General features: G+C 41.4%; 14 protein-coding genes. 11 read left to right on the top strand and 3 right to left on the bottom strand.

Features of this window, described 5'->3' with window-relative positions; genetic code table 11:
- The first annotated feature begins 76 nt into the window (after positions 1-76).
- From purH to rodA, 6 genes are read left to right on the top strand one after another with little or no spacing between them, the layout of a single operon-like run.
- Positions 77-1,606 carry a bifunctional phosphoribosylaminoimidazolecarboxamide formyltransferase/IMP cyclohydrolase gene (gene purH, locus GUA46_RS04140; RefSeq protein ID WP_176619406.1) on the top strand — a complete coding sequence of 510 codons (1,530 nt, stop codon included), beginning with the start codon at positions 77-79 and terminating at the stop codon, positions 1,604-1,606.
- 55 nt (positions 1,607-1,661) lie between these two features.
- The gene (locus tag GUA46_RS04135; RefSeq protein WP_100816354.1) at positions 1,662-2,690 is read left to right on the top strand and encodes a rod shape-determining protein; all 1,029 of its coding nucleotides are present in this window, start codon (positions 1,662-1,664) and stop codon (positions 2,688-2,690) included.
- 60 nt (positions 2,691-2,750) lie between these two features.
- On the top strand, positions 2,751-3,563 hold the full coding sequence (gene mreC / locus GUA46_RS04130; RefSeq protein ID WP_176619405.1) for a rod shape-determining protein MreC: 813 nt from the start codon (positions 2,751-2,753) through the stop codon (positions 3,561-3,563).
- Positions 3,560-4,066 (top strand): rod shape-determining protein MreD, encoded by a 507-nt coding sequence (locus tag GUA46_RS04125; protein ID WP_176619404.1) that lies wholly within the window; start codon positions 3,560-3,562, stop codon positions 4,064-4,066. The genes mreC and GUA46_RS04125 overlap by 4 nt, the downstream gene beginning before the upstream one ends.
- 54 nt (positions 4,067-4,120) lie before the next feature.
- The gene (locus GUA46_RS04120; protein WP_108246943.1) at positions 4,121-5,989 is read left to right on the top strand and encodes a peptidoglycan D,D-transpeptidase FtsI family protein; all 1,869 of its coding nucleotides are present in this window, start codon (positions 4,121-4,123) and stop codon (positions 5,987-5,989) included.
- Positions 5,979-7,262, top strand: coding sequence for a rod shape-determining protein RodA (gene rodA, locus GUA46_RS04115; RefSeq protein WP_176619403.1), 1,284 nt, complete (start codon positions 5,979-5,981; stop codon positions 7,260-7,262). Before GUA46_RS04120 ends, rodA begins: the two co-directional genes overlap by 11 nt.
- Here the strand turns inward: rodA and GUA46_RS04110 are convergent.
- Together GUA46_RS04110 and GUA46_RS04105 are read right to left on the bottom strand one after the other, a co-directional pair.
- Positions 7,259-8,056 (bottom strand): DNA/RNA non-specific endonuclease, encoded by a 798-nt coding sequence (locus GUA46_RS04110; RefSeq protein WP_176619402.1) that lies wholly within the window; start codon positions 8,054-8,056, stop codon positions 7,259-7,261. The genes rodA and GUA46_RS04110 overlap by 4 nt on opposite strands.
- Positions 8,057-8,215: 159 nt before the next feature.
- Positions 8,216-10,384 carry a carboxy terminal-processing peptidase gene (locus tag GUA46_RS04105; protein ID WP_176619401.1) on the bottom strand — a complete coding sequence of 723 codons (2,169 nt, stop codon included), beginning with the start codon at positions 10,382-10,384 and terminating at the stop codon, positions 8,216-8,218.
- Positions 10,385-10,584: 200 nt separating this feature from the next.
- Between GUA46_RS04105 and surE the strand changes: the two genes are divergently transcribed.
- From surE to GUA46_RS04080, 5 genes are read left to right on the top strand one after another with little or no spacing between them, the layout of a single operon-like run.
- Positions 10,585-11,364, top strand: coding sequence for a 5'/3'-nucleotidase SurE (surE, locus tag GUA46_RS04100; protein ID WP_108246976.1), 780 nt, complete (start codon positions 10,585-10,587; stop codon positions 11,362-11,364).
- Positions 11,354-11,641 carry a hypothetical protein gene (locus GUA46_RS04095; RefSeq protein ID WP_176619400.1) on the top strand — a complete coding sequence of 96 codons (288 nt, stop codon included), beginning with the start codon at positions 11,354-11,356 and terminating at the stop codon, positions 11,639-11,641. Before surE ends, GUA46_RS04095 begins: the two co-directional genes overlap by 11 nt.
- An 11-nt stretch (positions 11,642-11,652) precedes the next feature.
- Positions 11,653-12,765 carry a lipid-A-disaccharide synthase gene (lpxB, locus tag GUA46_RS04090; protein WP_176619399.1) on the top strand — a complete coding sequence of 371 codons (1,113 nt, stop codon included), beginning with the start codon at positions 11,653-11,655 and terminating at the stop codon, positions 12,763-12,765.
- 33 nt (positions 12,766-12,798) lie between these two features.
- On the top strand, positions 12,799-13,356 hold the full coding sequence (locus tag GUA46_RS04085) for a C40 family peptidase (protein WP_176619398.1): 558 nt from the start codon (positions 12,799-12,801) through the stop codon (positions 13,354-13,356).
- Positions 13,357-13,375: 19 nt separating this feature from the next.
- Positions 13,376-15,370, top strand: a complete 1,995-nt coding sequence (locus GUA46_RS04080; protein WP_176619397.1) for a ComEC/Rec2 family competence protein — start codon at positions 13,376-13,378, stop codon at positions 15,368-15,370.
- Between the two features lie 8 nt (positions 15,371-15,378).
- On the opposite strand, the gene GUA46_RS04075 is transcribed toward GUA46_RS04080, so the two are convergent.
- Complete coding sequence (locus GUA46_RS04075; RefSeq protein ID WP_176619396.1) at positions 15,379-16,914, bottom strand: peptide MFS transporter; 1,536 nt, start codon at positions 16,912-16,914, stop codon at positions 15,379-15,381.
- Positions 16,915-16,924 lie beyond the last annotated feature (10 nt).

The following is a 16,924-nucleotide window of genomic DNA, read 5'->3' as shown; positions in this document are numbered from 1 at the left end:
TGATAAACCGTTCTGCTTTTTAGCTTCAAAAAAAGTACTTTTGTGCGCTTAATAAATTGATTCTAAGACACAGAAGATGACTGCTAAAAAAGCCTCCGCTGCATTAATTTCAGTATTTCATAAAGATGGTTTGGAACCCATCGTTAAAAAATTGGATGAACTCGGTGTAACTCTTTATTCCACAGGAGGAACCGAAAAATTTATCCGTGACCTTGGTATCAACGTGGTACCTGTTGAAGATGTGACCAGCTACCCCTCTATTTTGGGCGGCCGCGTAAAAACATTGCACCCCAAGGTTTTTGGAGGCATTTTAAACCGTCAGGACAATGAAAGTGATGTGGCCCAAATGTCGGAATTTGAAATTCCTCAGTTGGACATCGTGATCGTGGATTTATACCCATTTGAAAAAACGGTAGCTAGTGGCGCTTCGGAACAAGATATTATCGAAAAAATTGATATTGGTGGAATCTCTTTGATCAGGGCCGCTGCCAAAAACTTCAAGGATGTACTTTGTGTTTCATCCATGGAGGACTATGAAGACTTTTTAAACGTAATCACCGAAGGAGAAGGAACTACAAACTTGGAAGACCGCAAGCGCTTTGCCACCAAGGCCTTCAATATTTCTTCACACTATGATGCGGCCATCTTCAACTACTTTAACCAAGAAAAGGAAGAAACTGTATTAAAGATCAGCGAGACCAAAGGTCAAGTATTGCGTTATGGAGAAAACCCGCATCAAAAAGGATATTTCTTTGGTGATTTTGATGCGATGTTCTCCAAATTGCACGGCAAGGAGCTATCGTACAACAACCTTTTGGACGTTGATGCTGCGGTTAACTTGATGGGGGAATTTAAAAATGACGACCCAACCTTTGCCATCCTAAAACATAACAATGCATGTGGATTGGCCACACGAAGCACTATTAAACAAGCGTATGTGGATGCATTGGCAGGTGACCCGGTTTCCGCTTTTGGAGGTATTTTGATTTCCAATGTTGAAATTGACAAACCTACTGCAGAGGAAATCCACAATCTTTTCTGCGAAGTGGTCATCGCTCCAAGTTATTCTGATGAGGCTTTGGAAATATTAAAAGGCAAGAAAAACAGGATCATCTTGATTCAAAATGAGATTGAATTGCCCGAAACCTTGGTCAGAACTTGTCTGAACGGTGTTCTGGTTCAGGATAAAGATTCCAAAACCGATGCTAAAGAAGACCTGAACCCAGTTACCGACAAAAAACCGACTGCTGAGGAAATCGAAGATTTGATTTTCGCCTCCAAATTGTGCAAGCATACTAAAAGTAACACTATCGTTTTGGCCAAAAACAAACAATTGTGCGCCAGCGGAACAGGACAGACTTCGCGAGTTGATGCCTTGAACCAAGCCATCCACAAAGCAAAATCGTTCGAATTTGACCTAGATGGCGCGGTAATGGCCAGTGATGCCTTCTTCCCATTCCCTGATTGTGTGGAGATTGCAGACAAAGCAGGCATTAAAAGTGTCATTCAACCTGGAGGGTCCATCAAAGACCAATTGAGCATTGATTATTGCAATGAAAACGGAATGGCGATGGTGATGACAGGTACTCGACATTTTAAACATTAATTTTAGTACTTTAGCCGATAAATTTTACCGTTAATCCGAAATAGACGCTTTTTTTATGGGATTTTTTGATTTCATGACCGAGGAAATAGCTATTGACCTTGGTACTGCAAACACCCTGATCATCCACTTGGACAAAGTGGTTGTAGACAGTCCTTCCATTGTAGCGAGGGACCGCGTATCAGGAAAAATTATCGCGGTGGGCCGCGAAGCCAATATGATGCAGGGGAAAACCCATGAAAACATCAAAACCATTCGACCGTTAAAAGACGGGGTTATCGCTGACTTTGATGCATCGGAAAAGATGATCAGTATGTTCATCAAAAATATTCCTGCGCTTAAGAAAAAGTGGTTTCCGCCTGCCCTTCGCATGGTCATCTGTATTCCATCTGGTATTACCGAAGTGGAAATGCGTGCGGTCCGTGAATCTGCGGAACGCGTAAACGGTAAAGAAGTCTACTTGATCCATGAGCCTATGGCAGCAGCAATCGGTATCGGTCTGGATATTATGCAGCCCAAAGGAAACATGATCGTGGACATAGGTGGAGGTACAACAGAGATTGCGGTCATAGCACTTGGAGGTATCGTTTGTGATAAATCTGTGAAAATTGCAGGTGATGTTTTCACGAACGACATTATTTATTACATGCGTACACAGCACAACTTGTATGTAGGTGAAAGTACTGCGGAAGCCATCAAGATTGAAATTGGTTCCGCAACCGAGGATTTGAAATCCCCTCCGGATGATAAATCCATCCAAGGTCGTGATCTTTTGACAGGTAAACCAAAACAAGTTCAGGTTTCTTACCGAGAAATCGCCAAAGCTTTGGACAAAAGTATTTTACGTGTCGAAGATGCCGTAATGGAAACACTCTCACAAACCCCACCTGAACTGGCGGCCGACATTTATAATACTGGGATTTATTTGGCCGGTGGTGGCTCCATGCTACGTGGTCTGGACAGAAGACTTTCCCAAAAAACGGATTTACCGGTCTACATTGCAGAAGACCCTTTACGAGCGGTTGTACGAGGGACGGGTATCGCGCTTAAAAACTTGGAGCGCTATAAGAGTATTTTAATCAAATAGGATTATTTTTAGCCTATTACCTTCAAGGTGGTGATAAACCCTTTTTAACGATACGATTGCATGCAACGGATCATCAATTTTGTCTTACGCTATCGAAATGCATTTCTATATGCTTTCCTTGCGTTTATATCCTTAGTGATGACCATTCGATCGCATTCCTATCATCAATCCAGATTTTTTAATTCGTCCCGATGGCTAACCGGAAGCATTTATGGGGCAGGATCCAATGTTTCGTCATACTTCAATTTACAGGAGGAGAATAAAAGGTTGGTAGAAGAAAATCAACAGTTACGAAAAATACTGTTCAACACCTTTAATGACAGCATTCAACCTTTGGATTCAACTTTGGCCGTATATCAAGTATTGAATGCGAAACTTATAAAGAACAGTTTCACCTCTCCCAGAAACTATGTGTTGATCGATAAGGGAGAGAAAGACGGTGTACACCAAGACATGGGGGTAATTACCACAGACGGTATCTTGGGAATTGTGGAAAACGTGTCGAATAGCTTTGCTACGGTGCAAAGTGTGCTTAACACCAAATCCAACATCAATGCTAAAATCAAGGGAACAGAATATTTCGGTTCCTTGATTTGGGATACCAAAGATTACAATGTAGTTCAGTTAATAGACATTCCACGATTGGTGCCGCTCGTTGTTGGAGACACCATCGTAACCGGTGGCATGTCCAGTATTTTCCCTGAAAATGTACCTATTGGAACCATAAAAAAATATGATTTGAATGATTCCAAGAGTTTCTACAATATAGATGTTCAACTGTTTTCGGACATGGCAAACATCAAAAATGTGTACTTGATAGAAAATAAAGATAAAGAGGAAATCGAGGAACTAGAATCCAGAACCATAGAATGAACAATTCACTCATCATAAATATTCTACGTTTTGTGCTGTTGGTCATCACACAGGTTCTCATATTCAATAACCTGAATTTTTTGGGTTTTATCAACCCATTTGTGTACGTGATTTTCTTTTATTGGTACCCCATCAAAGGGAATCGCGCCATTTTTATGCTTACAGCTTTTTTATTGGGGCTTGTCATTGATATTTTCTCGGATACACTTGCTCTAAATGCTTTAGCATCGGTAACCATTGCTTATGCTCGACCGTCCATAATGCGTTTTTGTTTTGGCGTGAATTACGATTTCCAAAATTTTAGTTTTAAAAACACGACCAAGTTGCAGCGAATTACTTTTATGGCGCTTCTTATTTTTATTCATCACCTGATATTCTTTTCGTTTGAAATTTTAAGTATCGCCCATATCCTGTTAATTTTGAAAAAAGTTTTTGCCACAGGAGCGATAACTTTGATACTTTGTGTATTATTCAGTTCACTTTTTAGTCCAAAGAGCGAATAAAAACGTAGTTTTTATCGTTGGGTTATATGTGCAACTCAAGAATTTAGGTCTATCATGAAAAAATTATTGCTTTCATCCGTCATCGTACTTATAGGCTTCACCTTTATAGGAAGGCTTTCCTATTTGCAATTGTTCCGGTTTTCGCCAGACCAAATATTGGATGATCCCGCAATAAAAAAAGTGTACGACTACCCGGAAAGGGGCTATGTATATGATAGGGACGGAAAACTTCTTGTAGGCAACCAACCCGCATACGACGTCATGGTAATCCCTAGGGAAGTAAAACCATTGGATACATTGGAGTTTTGTGGTCTATTGGGGATTGAGAAGGAGGAGTTCCTTTCCAAAATGGAAAAAGCAAGGGTCTACTCCCCCAGGCTTCCATCTGTTTTGGTGCCCCAGCTTTCCAAGGAGGATTATGCAAAACTTCAAGAAAAAATGCGCCACTACAATGGCTTTTATATTCAAAAACGTTCCCTGCGTTACTACAACACCAAAAGTGCCGCAAATGTGCTCGGATACATCAGCGAAGTGAACGAGTGGGACCTCAAGAACAACCCCTATTATGTTGCGGGCGAACTAAAAGGTAGAACGGGTATTGAGCAACAGTATGAGGAAATTTTAAGAGGTCAAAAAGGGGTAAAACACATTCAAAAAGATCGTTTCAACAGGGATATAGGCCCTTATAAGGATGGAAAACTGGATACCCTGCCACAACAAGGCAAAGAAATCCATATTACACTGGACAAAACCCTGCAAGAGTATGGCGAAAAGTTGATGCACGGTAAACGTGGCGGTATCGTTGCCATTGAACCAAAGTCGGGAGAAATTTTGGCAATGATATCCGGTCCAACTTACGACCCTGCATTATTGGTTGGCAGGGAGCGTTCCAAGAATTACAGCAAACTGCATTACGATACCATATCCAAACCCACATGGGATCGTTCTATTTTGGCTCAACCATCTCCTGGATCACCTTTTAAAACATTAAATGCACTTATAGGTCTCCAGGAAGGGGTAATAAATGAGGATACCAATTTTAGATGTTACCATGGTTTTTATGTAGGTAATACACTTCGTGGCTGCCACTGCGGAGGTGGTATCAGGGATTTAAACTCTGGGATATATCAATCCTGTAACGCCTATTTTGCGGGTGTGTTCCGAAAAATCTTTGATAAGTACAACACCACTGACCAAGGCATGAATGTTTGGGAAAAGCACATGAAAAGTTTCGGCTTGGGCGGTTATTTGGGTACAGACCTTCCAACGGGAGCACCTGGAAGAATTCCAGATGTTGCTTATTACGACAAATGGTACGGGGATGGCAGATGGGCTGCGTCCACCATCATATCCAACTCTATCGGTCAAGGGGAAATCGCAGCTACTCCATTGCAATTGGCCAATATGACCGCAGCGATTGCCAATAGAGGCTATTTTTATACGCCCCACGTCATAAAGAGCATCGGTAACAATGGAAAGATAGACCCTAAGTATACCGAACCCAATTACACCACCATCGACAGAAAGCACTTTGATCCCGTAATCGAGGGAATGGCAAATGTATATAATTACGGAACTGCTCGATGGGTAAAAATTCCTGATATCGATATTGCAGGGAAAACAGGAACCGTAGAAAATTATATCCGAATTGATGGTGAACGAATGCAATTGACGGACCACTCCGTTTTTGTAGCCTTTGCTCCTATTGAAAATCCTCAGATAGCCTTGGCAGTTTATATTGAAAATGGGTACTATGGGGCTCGTTATGCAGGTCATATTGCCTCACTATTGATTGAAAAATATATTAAAGGGGAAATTACAAGGACGGACCTGGAAAAACGCATGTTGGAAAAAACTTTGGAACACGAGTATGCCAAACCCTACAGCGGTGAACCTTTCAAGATAAACGAGTATGTCTGGTAGAGGGCCGTTTGGCAGATTGGATTGGATCAGTGTAATCCTTTATGCGCTTTTGGTTTTTATAGGATGGCTCAACATTTACTCAACTTCGGTAGGAGATGCGGACACATCAATTTTTGATTTCTCTACCCTTTATGGAAAGCAACTCTTTTTTATGGGTGTGGCTTTTTTGGGAATCATCTTCGTGCTTTTTGTTGAATCTACCTTTTTTGAACGATTTTCTTCAATTTTCTATGTGGTCTCCATAATTCTCTTGTTAGGATTGTTTGTTTTCGGAAAAACCATAGCTGGAGCCACATCATGGTACGATCTTGGTTTTTTTAACCTGCAACCCTCGGAACTGGCAAAGGTTACCACTTCGTTGGCATTAGCTAAGTTTTTAAGCGATATACAAACTGATATACGAACAGGAAAGCATCAAATTTATGCCTTGATAATTATTCTGTTGCCCGCTATTTTGATTTTACCACAGCCCGACCCTGGAAGTTCGTTGATATATTTTTCGTTGTTCTTCGTACTTTTTAGGGAAGGCTTCCCTATTTATTATTTGGGAATATTGGTCTTCGCCGTGGTCTTGTTCGCCACTACCTTGATGTTCGGAACTGTCTGGGTCTCCATTGGATTGATTATTCTCACCTTATTGATATATACCTTCAAAAAGGCTTCGGTTAAAATCCCCTTGCTCCCAGTATTGGGTGTAATTGTGGTTTCCATACTGTTTTCCCTGTCCGTGAATTTTGTTTTCGAGAACGTTTTTGAACAGCGTCACAGAGACCGATTTGCACTGTGGTTGAGCTTGGAAAAGGATGAGGATAAATTGGACGAAATCCGCAAGACCATAGGTTACAATACATATCAATCCGAAAAAGCAATCGAATCCGGTGGGTTTACAGGTAAAGGATTCTTGGAGGGGACCCGGACCAAGGGTGATTTTGTACCTGAACAGCACACTGATTACATATTTAGTTCCGTTGGCGAAGAATGGGGATTTTTGGGAACAGCCACTGTAATTTTATTGTTCTCCCTATTCTTTTTGCGGTTGATATATATAGCCGAGCGTCAGAAGAGCGATTTTAGCCGAATGTACGGATATGGTGTAATCTCGATTTTGGTATTCCATTACTTTATCAATATAGGAATGGTAATCGGACTGTTGCCTACTATTGGGGTACCATTGCCCTTTTTTAGTTATGGTGGTTCCGGTTTGATTTTCTTCACGATGCTGTTATTCATTTTCCTGAAACTGGACTCCAACCGCTTGAAGGACGGTATCTAGAATTTCCAGCCTTCGGCATCTACTTTTGATTCGATTCGCGACTGCCACGCATCAGGCTGTATTTCAAAAAAATCGATTCCTGTCCTTTTCTCGACCTCGTCCACGGAAACCAAAAAATCCTGTAATGGTTTTTGACTTTCTTCCGCAGGAATCAAAAAGGCAAGAACCTTTGTATTGTCCCCTGAACCTTTCATCACAATTTTATAATATACTCGGGGCACATCCACATCCTCATCCCCTATTTGTGGCAAACCATCTTCCAAAACACCTCCGGTAACCACAAAGAGTTCCCCATACTTTTTGCACCAATAACGAACTTGCTGTTCTAAATGATTCCAGATTCCGGCATTGAAATCTTTGTTCTGAGGACTAATATTACTGGTATAAAAAGTTTCATTGTAGGCCTGCTCCGAGAACCGGCGATCACCTGCTGGGAGCAAATGTCCCCTATCATATCCCGAACGTCTGTAATTGCGCCAATCGGCCGACTTTGTGGACACCATTGGGTCCTCGATAAAATAGGGACGCTTCCTATCATCGTAGGTCAAGTGCTCTTGCTTGAGCACATATGCCACCCACTCCGCCTGCTCATGTGGTTCGCTATATGATAAAGTATAGAAACTATGTTCCACAATCTCTCCTGTAGTGGAGCGCGGCAACAAATTGGCTTCGACAATATTGGTTTCCGACCCGTTGGGTTTGGAATAGGTTGCTGGCGTATAAAAGTTTTCGAACAGCCAAAAGCCAACGATACAAACAAACATCAATATTGCATATAGGGTTCTATTCTTCATCAAATGGATTTGAATTTGATTTGATGGTCCAATTTTGCAAATAAATTCATTTTAAAAAAATAAAACTCCTTTGGTCATATTTTTATATAGCAACTGAACAGAACAAAAAAGCCAACTCCGAAAAGTTGGCTTTTATATTTTATCATTTATTGAATATCCTTAGCCTTTGTTGACACTGGCCAATTCGCCATCTTTTTTCTTGATATTGTTCTTATGAAGATCCTTGAGCACGTTTACGGCCTCTTCCACATAAATATCACGGGCTAGATCCTTGTGCCATCTATCTCTTTTTTCCCTTAATAGAGAATCTTGGGTAAACAATTCTTTCTCATAGTTTAGTGAACTAAAGGACAATTTGGAATCGTAATCCCTTAAGCTTTTGAATTTTTCCGAACGCTTCTTTGCTTCTTCTTCTTTGCTCACGTATTTATCATAGTTCAGGGAAATCACATTTTCATCCTGTTGCTCCTTGAGCCATTTGGCATTTTCCTCGATAAGCTTGATCTGCTCATTCTTGGCCATACGTTCCTTGCTCTTTTTAACGGCATCTTCAAAATCGATGTAGCCATCCCATACTTTGTAGTCAGCAGCGGTAATCTTATCCCAACCCAAAGGATTCTGTTGATCTCGTTCGCCCAAATCGATATAGCTATATCTGTCCGGCACCACTATATCGCTTTTTACACCTTCCAATTGGGTAGAGCCTCCGTTGATACGGTAAAATTTTTGAGTAGTCAGCTTTATCGCTCCTAAATCTCCATGTTCGTTCCCTCGCACTATATCATCCAAAGGAAATATATTTTGGACGGTTCCCTTTCCGAAAGTTTGTTTGCTTCCGATAATAACGGCCCTTTTGTAGTCTTGCATTGCAGCCGCCAATATCTCGGAGGCCGATGCGGATAATTCGTTCACCAAAATCACCAATGGACCATCCCACTGGATTCTTTCATCTTTATCCTCATGGACTTCCTTGCGCTGACCAGAGGAACGCACCTGTACTATAGGTCCGTCCTTGATGAAAAGTCCTGCCATATCAACCACCGTTTTCAAGGACCCTCCTCCATTGTCCCTCAAATCCAGGATGATTCCTTCTGCACCTGCCTCTTTGAGTCGCTCCAATTCCTTGGCAACATCGGTCGCGGCATTCCTTTCGGCATAATCTTCAAAATCAATATAAAACTTGGGAAGGTTGATCAATCCATATTTATTCTCCCCGGCATCGATTGTCGCGGATTTTGCATAGGATTCTTCAAGCTCAACTACATCCCTTGTGATGGATACTGTTTCAATAGTTCCATCTACTTTTCTTACGGTAAGGTCCACTACGGTACCTTCTGGACCTTTGATTAATTTGATGGCGTCTTCCAATCGCATTCCCACAATATTGATGGGTTCCTCTCCTTCTTGACCAACTTTAAGGATTTGATCGCCAACTTCAAGACTTTGGTCCCTCCAAACGGGTCCCCCGGAAATGATTTCCACAATCTTTGCTCCTTCTGGTTTCTTCTGTAATCTGGCACCGATTCCTTCAAACTTACCGGACATACCAATATCGAACTTCTCTTTTTCTTCTGGGGCAAAATAGAAAGTATGAGGGTCAAATTCTTCTACGATGGTGTTCAAATACTGAACAAACCAATCCTTACGTTCCAAATCGTCCACAAAATCGAAAAATTCATCCAAGGTGTTTTTAGTCACCTCCCTGGCTTCTTCTTCTGTTGTGACCTTATCTATGGAACCTGGAATTTCGTTGAAGGCATAGGCAGCATCAACCTCCAAATCTGCTTCTGAATCAGCTATCTGATTTTCAATCTTATTATCAAAAACGTTAAGTGTATTGTATTTCAATTGTTTTCTCCAACGCTCCTTAAGCTCTTTTTTACTGGTAGCAAACTCTTGCTTGTCGTAGTCTATTTCAATGGTTTCATCTATAGTATAATCAAAAGGCTGGGCAAGGACATCACCGTAAATTTCCTTTGCCTCTTGCATACGCACCATCAAGCGTTGGTACACAACATTGAAGAAGGTGATATCGGTATTCCTGATCTCATCATCGATCATGAACCTATATTTTTCAAACTCGTCGATATCACTTTGCAAAAAATATCTTTTGGTAGGGTCGATAACCTCTATAAAGTCATCAAAAACATTGGAACTGAAGCTATCGTTAACTTCTTTGGGTTCATAATGCCCTTTTTCGAGTACGTAGGAAATCAATTCCAACAAAAATTTATCCTTGTCGTCGTTATCAAAAGACTTATTGGTAAAACTGCAGGAAGCTACTGCTACAAGAATAACCAATAGTGCCAAAATAAAGTTCTTTTTCATAATCTCATTTTTCTGGAGCGAAACTATCTGACCTCAACCGTCAAATCTTTATTGCGCCATCCATCTTTTCTAATTGTATGAATTCTCTAAGATACAGAAAAAACCGTGCCAGTCCCGATGGCTGGATTTAATTTTTTGTTAAACGGACAAAGCTCCATATCCTTATGAAAAACGTATTTTTATGCTTTAAATTATCCAACATGGAAAAACCCTTGATTCTTGTCACCAACGACGATGGCATCACGGCACCTGGCCTAAGGGCATTGATACGCACTATGAAAGAACTGGGCGACGTTGTGGTCGTGGCTCCGGACAGTCCGCAAAGCGGCATGGGGCATGCCATTACCGTGGACAGCACGTTGTTTTCCAAGCAGGTAGTAGTGGACCACAAAGAAGGGGCACCAAGTGAATACAGTTGTAGCGGAACACCCGCAGACTGTGTAAAATTGGCACTTCGGGTATTACTTGACAGAACTCCGGATATTTGCGTAAGCGGTATCAACCACGGATCTAACTCATCCATCAACGTAATTTATTCCGGTACCATGAGTGCGGCCATCGAGGCAGGGATCGAAGGAATACCGGCAATCGGGTTTTCGTTATGTGATTATTCATGGGATGCAAATTTTGAGCCTGCTCTAAAATCGGTCAAAAAAATAGTTGCGGAGGCATTGACCAACGGAATCCCAAAAGGCACGGTTCTAAATGTAAATATTCCGAAGACCGAAAATGGACCAAAAGGCATCAAAATATGCCGACAGGCACGCGGTAACTGGAAGGAAAAATTTGATAAGCGCACCAGTCCATCGGGCAAGGATTATTATTGGCTCACTGGAGAATTTGAGCTATTGGACAAAGGAGAGGATACGGACGAATGGGCATTGGGCCAAGGTTTTGTCTCTGTGGTGCCCACTCAGTTCGACCTTACCGCGCACCATGCCATACAACAAGTAAATAACTGGAACTTAAATGAAAAGTAACAAAGAAATCATCATAGGTTTTATCGTAGGAATCATTGCAAATACGTTTGGCACCCTGCTTTACATTCTGCTATTTTCCGATTTGGGAATCGTGGAAACATTCAATGCAGCCATAGAGCAAGGCCATATTGGCAGTTTGCTTGCCTTAGGTGCTATATTGAACTTGGTGGCCTTTTTTGGTTTTCTACGGATAAAGAGAGACCAAAGGGCCAAAGGGGTAATGTTGGCAACCTTGGTTACGGCACTTGTTATTATGATATACAAAGTGATGTCCTAGATTATACACCCATGAAATATTATATAATTGCTGGTGAAGCATCGGGAGACCTGCACGGGTCCAACTTGATCAAGGCCCTGAAAAAGGAAGATACCTCCGCAGAAATTCGTTGCTGGGGCGGTGATTTGATGCAGCAAGCTGGCGGTGAGCTGGCAAAACATTACAAGGATATGGCCTTTATGGGCTTTTTGGAGGTTCTGATGAACATTCCCACCATTTTCAAGAACATTTCCTATTGCAAGGAGGATATCCAACGTTTTAATCCCGATGTAGTAATTTTTATTGATTTCTCCGGCTTTAATCTCAGAATTGCCAAGTGGGCCAAACAAAATGGGTTCAAAACCAATTATTATATTTCTCCCCAAATTTGGGCCTCAAGGGAAGGGCGTATCTCAAAAATCAAAAGAGATATAGACCATATGTATGTCATACTTCCTTTTGAAAAAGAATTTTACGAAAAAAAACATGGATATCCCGTCCAATTTGTAGGGCATCCCCTTATTGATGCCATTGAGAACACCCCTCTGCAGGACAATGTATCGTTCCGACAAGAAAACAATCTTGATTCTGAAAAACCTATTATTGCCTTATTGCCCGGAAGCCGAAAACAAGAGGTACAAAAAATGTTGGAGGTGATGCTTTCAGTAAAAAAGGATTTTCCCAATTATCAATTTGTTATCGCCGGTGCCCCTAGTCTTCCTGACGAGTTTTATGCACCGTTTCTGAAAGGCGACAAGGTAGAGTATGTTTCCAACAAAACGTATACGCTCTTAAAACATTCCCATGCCGCATTGGTAACCAGTGGAACGGCCACATTGGAAACAGCGCTTTTTGAGGTGCCCCAAGTAGTTTGCTATAAGGGCAATTGGATTTCTTATCAAATTGCAAAGCGAATCATTACCTTGGACTACATTTCTCTTGTTAATTTAATCATGAAAAGAGAAGTCGTAAAAGAACTTATCCAAAATGATCTGACCACTAAAAACCTTAAATCCGAGCTTTCTAAAATAGTTGAAGGAACGGAACGGGAACGCATGTTGTCGGATTACAAATCATTAAAAGAAAAATTGGGTGGAAAAGGAGCCAGTGAAATGGCCGCCCGATTAATTGTGAAAAATGTGTAGTTTTATCATCCAAGAAAGTAAATCTATTCTTGGATGTTACGAAAAACCATAATCTTACTGTTGTTTTTTGCCATTACTGCTTGCGGACCAGGCAAAAAACGACGCACCTACAACAAGACCCGAACCGTTTCGGTAGAGGGGTCCACCGAAGACACTTCCCCTAAAAGTGAACCTAAAAAGGAAAACAAACGAGAGGGGCGTAAAAATGTTAAGGCAGATGAAATTATCTCCACTGCATTAAGCTATTCCGGAACCCGGTACAAGTATGGGGGCACTACAAAAAAAGGAATGGACTGCTCTGGCTTGGTCTATGTTTCCTTAAAAGAGAACGACATTATGTTCCCAAGAACGTCCTACCAAATGGCTTTGGAAGGCAACAAAATTAGGGTCAGTGATGTTGAAAAAGGGGATTTGCTCTTTTTTCAGACCAGTAAAACGGGACGACGCATCAATCATGTTGGATTGGTAGTAGACGTCAACGGTGACGACATTAAATTTATTCACGCCACAACCTCACGAGGCGTATTGGTATCCTCATTACGGGAAGGATACTGGAACAGCGCTTTTGTAAAGGCTATGCGCATCCTGTAACGTGCGCCAACTTAATTTTGTGTCCATAAAACTGACCATTTGGTTGATGATGGGCATCGTTATTGGTTTTCATTTTGAGATAGCTCCACTTCTCCCCCTCACAATTATGCTGGTTTTTTTGCCAGTAGCTTATTTGCTCGGCAAAAGACAGCAGCGTGAAGGGTTCCCGTTTTTTGAAGTGTTGATTGTCCTCACAACCATTAGTTTGGGCATTTTGGTGGTCGGACTTTCCTTGGGTCGTGGAATGTCATCCCATTACAGCACCAAAAACCTTGAAGCACAAGGAATTTGGCGGTTGAAGGTCGAAGAAGTCCTAAAACCCAACGACTTTTCCCAAAGTTATATAACTCGAGTGGTTGCTGTGGGCGATACACGAGCCTCCGGAAAATTACTCTTAAACCTGACTTTAGATTCCGTTGCGAAACCCTTAAAGGTAGATGATGAACTCCTTTCCCTTACCAATCCTGAAGCAATTCGGCCACCACTGAATCCACACCAGTTTGATTACCAAGACTATCTTCAAAAACAAGGTATCCAACATCAAATCAGGACAAACCATCGGTCCATTATTGTAAAGCAAGGTTCCAAAACTCTGTTCGGCATGGCCTCCAATTTTAGGGAACACATCATTTTAAAATTAAAGCAAAAGAACTTTGGCGACGAAGAGCTCGGCGTAATTCAAGCCCTGATCTTGGGAAAACGTGATGATATTTCGGAAGGCACCTACAACAACTACAAAAATGCGGGGGCAGTTCATATTTTAGCGGTTTCCGGGCTGCATGTAGGCATCATTTTATTTTTGTTGGAGTTTCTTTTATCTCCATTGGAACGTTTACCTAAAGGTAAAACCATAAAACTCATCTTTGTGGTTTTGCTACTTTGGAGCTACGCTTTTGTGGCAGGTCTATCGCCTTCCATTGTTAGGGCTGTTACCATGTTCTCGTTTGTTGCCTATTCGCTCTACCTCAACCGACCTACCAACTCATTTAACATTATAGCACTCTCCATGCTGTTCATTTTATTGGTAAAGCCCTTGTTTTTGTTTCAGGTGGGGTTTCAGATGAGCTACGCGGCAGTTTTTGCCATTGTTTGGGTCTATCCCCAACTGCAGAAATTTTGGTTTCCAGATAACATCGTTGTTCGAAAAGCATGGCAGCTGCTCTCAGTAAGCGTTGCGGCCCAATTAGGCGTATTGCCGATTAGTTTGTTCTATTTTCATCAGTTTCCAGCGCTGTTTTTTGTTTCCAACCTAATTGTACTTCCATTTTTAGGGTTGATTCTGGGCTTCGGAATCTTGGTGATTGCCTTGGCCATGACTGACTTTTTACCCAAATTTTTGGCCGAGGGTTTTAATTGGGTGATTCACCTGATGAATTCGATTGTTGGTTGGGTCGCTCGCCAAGAAGGATTTATCATCAGAAATATTCCTTTTGATTCGGTTCAAATGATAGTCGGATATGCTGTAATTATTGCTTTGGTTGTATTCCTATCCCGTCCCCGATGGAAATCGGCCTTGTTTTTCTTTGGTGGCCTGATTATTTTTCAGAGTTGGACCATCTGGAATCAGGTGCAAGTATATCAAACGGAAACCATTATCCTAGCACACAAAACCAGAAATACCATTGTACTACACCAGTTGGGAAGTTCAGTTACCATAATCACTTCGGACGCTTCCAACATTGGAAACATTGTAAACGATTATGAAGTTGCCGAAAGAATAAAAAACTTGGATACGATTCAGCTAAAGAACAGTTATGAATTGGATGATAAAAGATTGATTGTCGTGGACAGTTCGGCCATCATCCCTTTGCAAAAAAATCCAGATTACTTGCTCCTGACCCAATCGACCAAAATTAATTTGGAACGATTGATTGATTCCATTGGACCGAAAAAAATATTTGCCGATGGCAGTAGCTATCCGAGTGTAATATCCAAATGGAAGACGACCTGTATGGAAAAAGAAATCCCTTTCCACTATACCGGTGAAAAGGGATGTTATGTTTTTAAATTCTGAGTTGGTTTCTAGTGTACGTTGCCCATCAACTTTTTTATTAAAGGCGAGGCTAAAATTACCAAAACTCCGGCGCCCAGTGCATATTGGGCAATGAGCATAAACCCATCCGTATATACCGTAAGGGTACTAAAACCACTAATATCGGCATCTGTGCTTTCAATGGCCAATTGTTTACCGATAAAGCCCACTACTTGAAATGCGAACGCAGAAGAAAGGAACCAAACCCCCATCATAAAAGCAACGATTCGTTTTGGTGAGAGGTCGGTGATTTTGGATAGTCCTACCGGTGACATGAACAATTCACCCACAGACAACAAGAAGTACATCAACAAAAGATAAGTAAACGGTACAAATCCATTTTCGTTGGCACTTGCACCACTAACGGCCAATGCATAAAAACTGATACCTGCAAACAAGAGCCCCATTCCAAATTTATACGGCGTTCTTGGATTCAAGTTCTTTTTGGACAGCCATTGCCACATTAATGAAATAGGAATAGCCAGAATAATAATCCACATGGAGTTCAAAGAGTTGGTTTGTGAAGCCGACATAATTCCTACCAAATCCACATTACGAGCTGCAAAGAGTGTTATAACACTTCCGGAAAGCTCATGGAATCCCCAGAAAATCGTCATAAAGAACGTAATAAGGACAGCTACAAAAAGTTTTTTCCGCTCTTCTACCGACGCCTTGAACATAATGTAGCCCAGATACAACAAGATTGAAATACCAATCAACTTGAAGATGACATTTACAATATTCTGGTCATCAAAAAAAGTACCTTCAGCACCCAATGCCTTGTATGAGGATAATAAATATGCTATCACCGGAACCGAAGCGAATGCCAGTACCGGAACCAAGATACCTTGTTTAAGTCCAAAGACCTTTTTTTCTATGTTTCCATTTTCTGGAGGTAAGCCTTTATCACCAAACACTCCTTTTTTTATACCGCTCCAAAAAACAATCAAGCCAGTAAGCATTCCTATCCCAGCCAGTCCAAACCCGTAGTGCCATCCATATTTGGCGGCCAAAAATCCGCATAACAAAGGAGCCACCCATCCACCGATATTGATTCCCATATAAAAAATGGTGAACCCTGAATCCTTTCGTGGGTCACCATCCTTATATAAAGAGCCAACAAATGTTGAAATGTTCGGTTTAAAAAATCCATTTCCTGCTATAATTAGGGACAATGCAAGAAAAAACGTGATATTGTTTTCGATGGCAAGGACAAAATGCCCCAACGACATTAAAATTCCTCCTAAAAAAATAGAGCGTCGCATACCCAAAATACTGTCCGAAATTCTACCCCCAATAACTGTGGAGGCGTAAACCAAGGAACCATATGAAGAATAAACCGCAGCAGTGGCATAATCCCGTTCCATTAAAGCAGCAAAGATGACATCTACCATATAAAGGGTAAGTAGGGCACGCATTCCATAAAAGCTGAAGCGCTCCCATAGCTCGGCAAAAAAGAGATAGAACAACCCTCTTGGATGACCGAACAACTGTTTTTCTTCTTGTGGTTTGGTTATTTCTGACATAACGGCTATT

It is taken from the genome of Flagellimonas chongwuensis, assembly GCF_013376415.1.
Taxonomy (GTDB): domain Bacteria; phylum Bacteroidota; class Bacteroidia; order Flavobacteriales; family Flavobacteriaceae; genus Flagellimonas; species Flagellimonas chongwuensis.
Note: the sequence above shows the minus strand (reverse complement) of the source record. Positions and strands in the feature narration are given on the sequence as shown.

Excerpts from the sequence above, each read along its gene's own strand:
- rodA (WP_176619403.1), top strand. The coding sequence starts at position 5,979 with ATGTCTGGTAGAGGGCCGTTTGGCAGATTGGATTGGATCAGTGTAATC.
- mreC (WP_176619405.1), top strand. The coding sequence starts at position 2,751 with ATGCAACGGATCATCAATTTTGTCTTACGCTATCGAAATGCATTTCTA.
- GUA46_RS04125 (WP_176619404.1), top strand. The coding sequence starts at position 3,560 with ATGAACAATTCACTCATCATAAATATTCTACGTTTTGTGCTGTTGGTC.
- GUA46_RS04110 (WP_176619402.1), bottom strand. The coding sequence starts at position 8,056 with ATGAAGAATAGAACCCTATATGCAATATTGATGTTTGTTTGTATCGTT.
- GUA46_RS04135 (WP_100816354.1), top strand. The coding sequence starts at position 1,662 with ATGGGATTTTTTGATTTCATGACCGAGGAAATAGCTATTGACCTTGGT.
- surE (WP_108246976.1), top strand. The coding sequence starts at position 10,585 with ATGGAAAAACCCTTGATTCTTGTCACCAACGACGATGGCATCACGGCA.
- purH (WP_176619406.1), top strand. The coding sequence starts at position 77 with ATGACTGCTAAAAAAGCCTCCGCTGCATTAATTTCAGTATTTCATAAA.
- GUA46_RS04105 (WP_176619401.1), bottom strand. The coding sequence starts at position 10,384 with ATGAAAAAGAACTTTATTTTGGCACTATTGGTTATTCTTGTAGCAGTA.
- lpxB (WP_176619399.1), top strand. The coding sequence starts at position 11,653 with ATGAAATATTATATAATTGCTGGTGAAGCATCGGGAGACCTGCACGGG.
- GUA46_RS04075 (WP_176619396.1), bottom strand. The coding sequence starts at position 16,914 with ATGTCAGAAATAACCAAACCACAAGAAGAAAAACAGTTGTTCGGTCAT.
- GUA46_RS04085 (WP_176619398.1), top strand. The coding sequence starts at position 12,799 with ATGTTACGAAAAACCATAATCTTACTGTTGTTTTTTGCCATTACTGCT.
- GUA46_RS04095 (WP_176619400.1), top strand. The coding sequence starts at position 11,354 with ATGAAAAGTAACAAAGAAATCATCATAGGTTTTATCGTAGGAATCATT.
- GUA46_RS04120 (WP_108246943.1), top strand. The coding sequence starts at position 4,121 with ATGAAAAAATTATTGCTTTCATCCGTCATCGTACTTATAGGCTTCACC.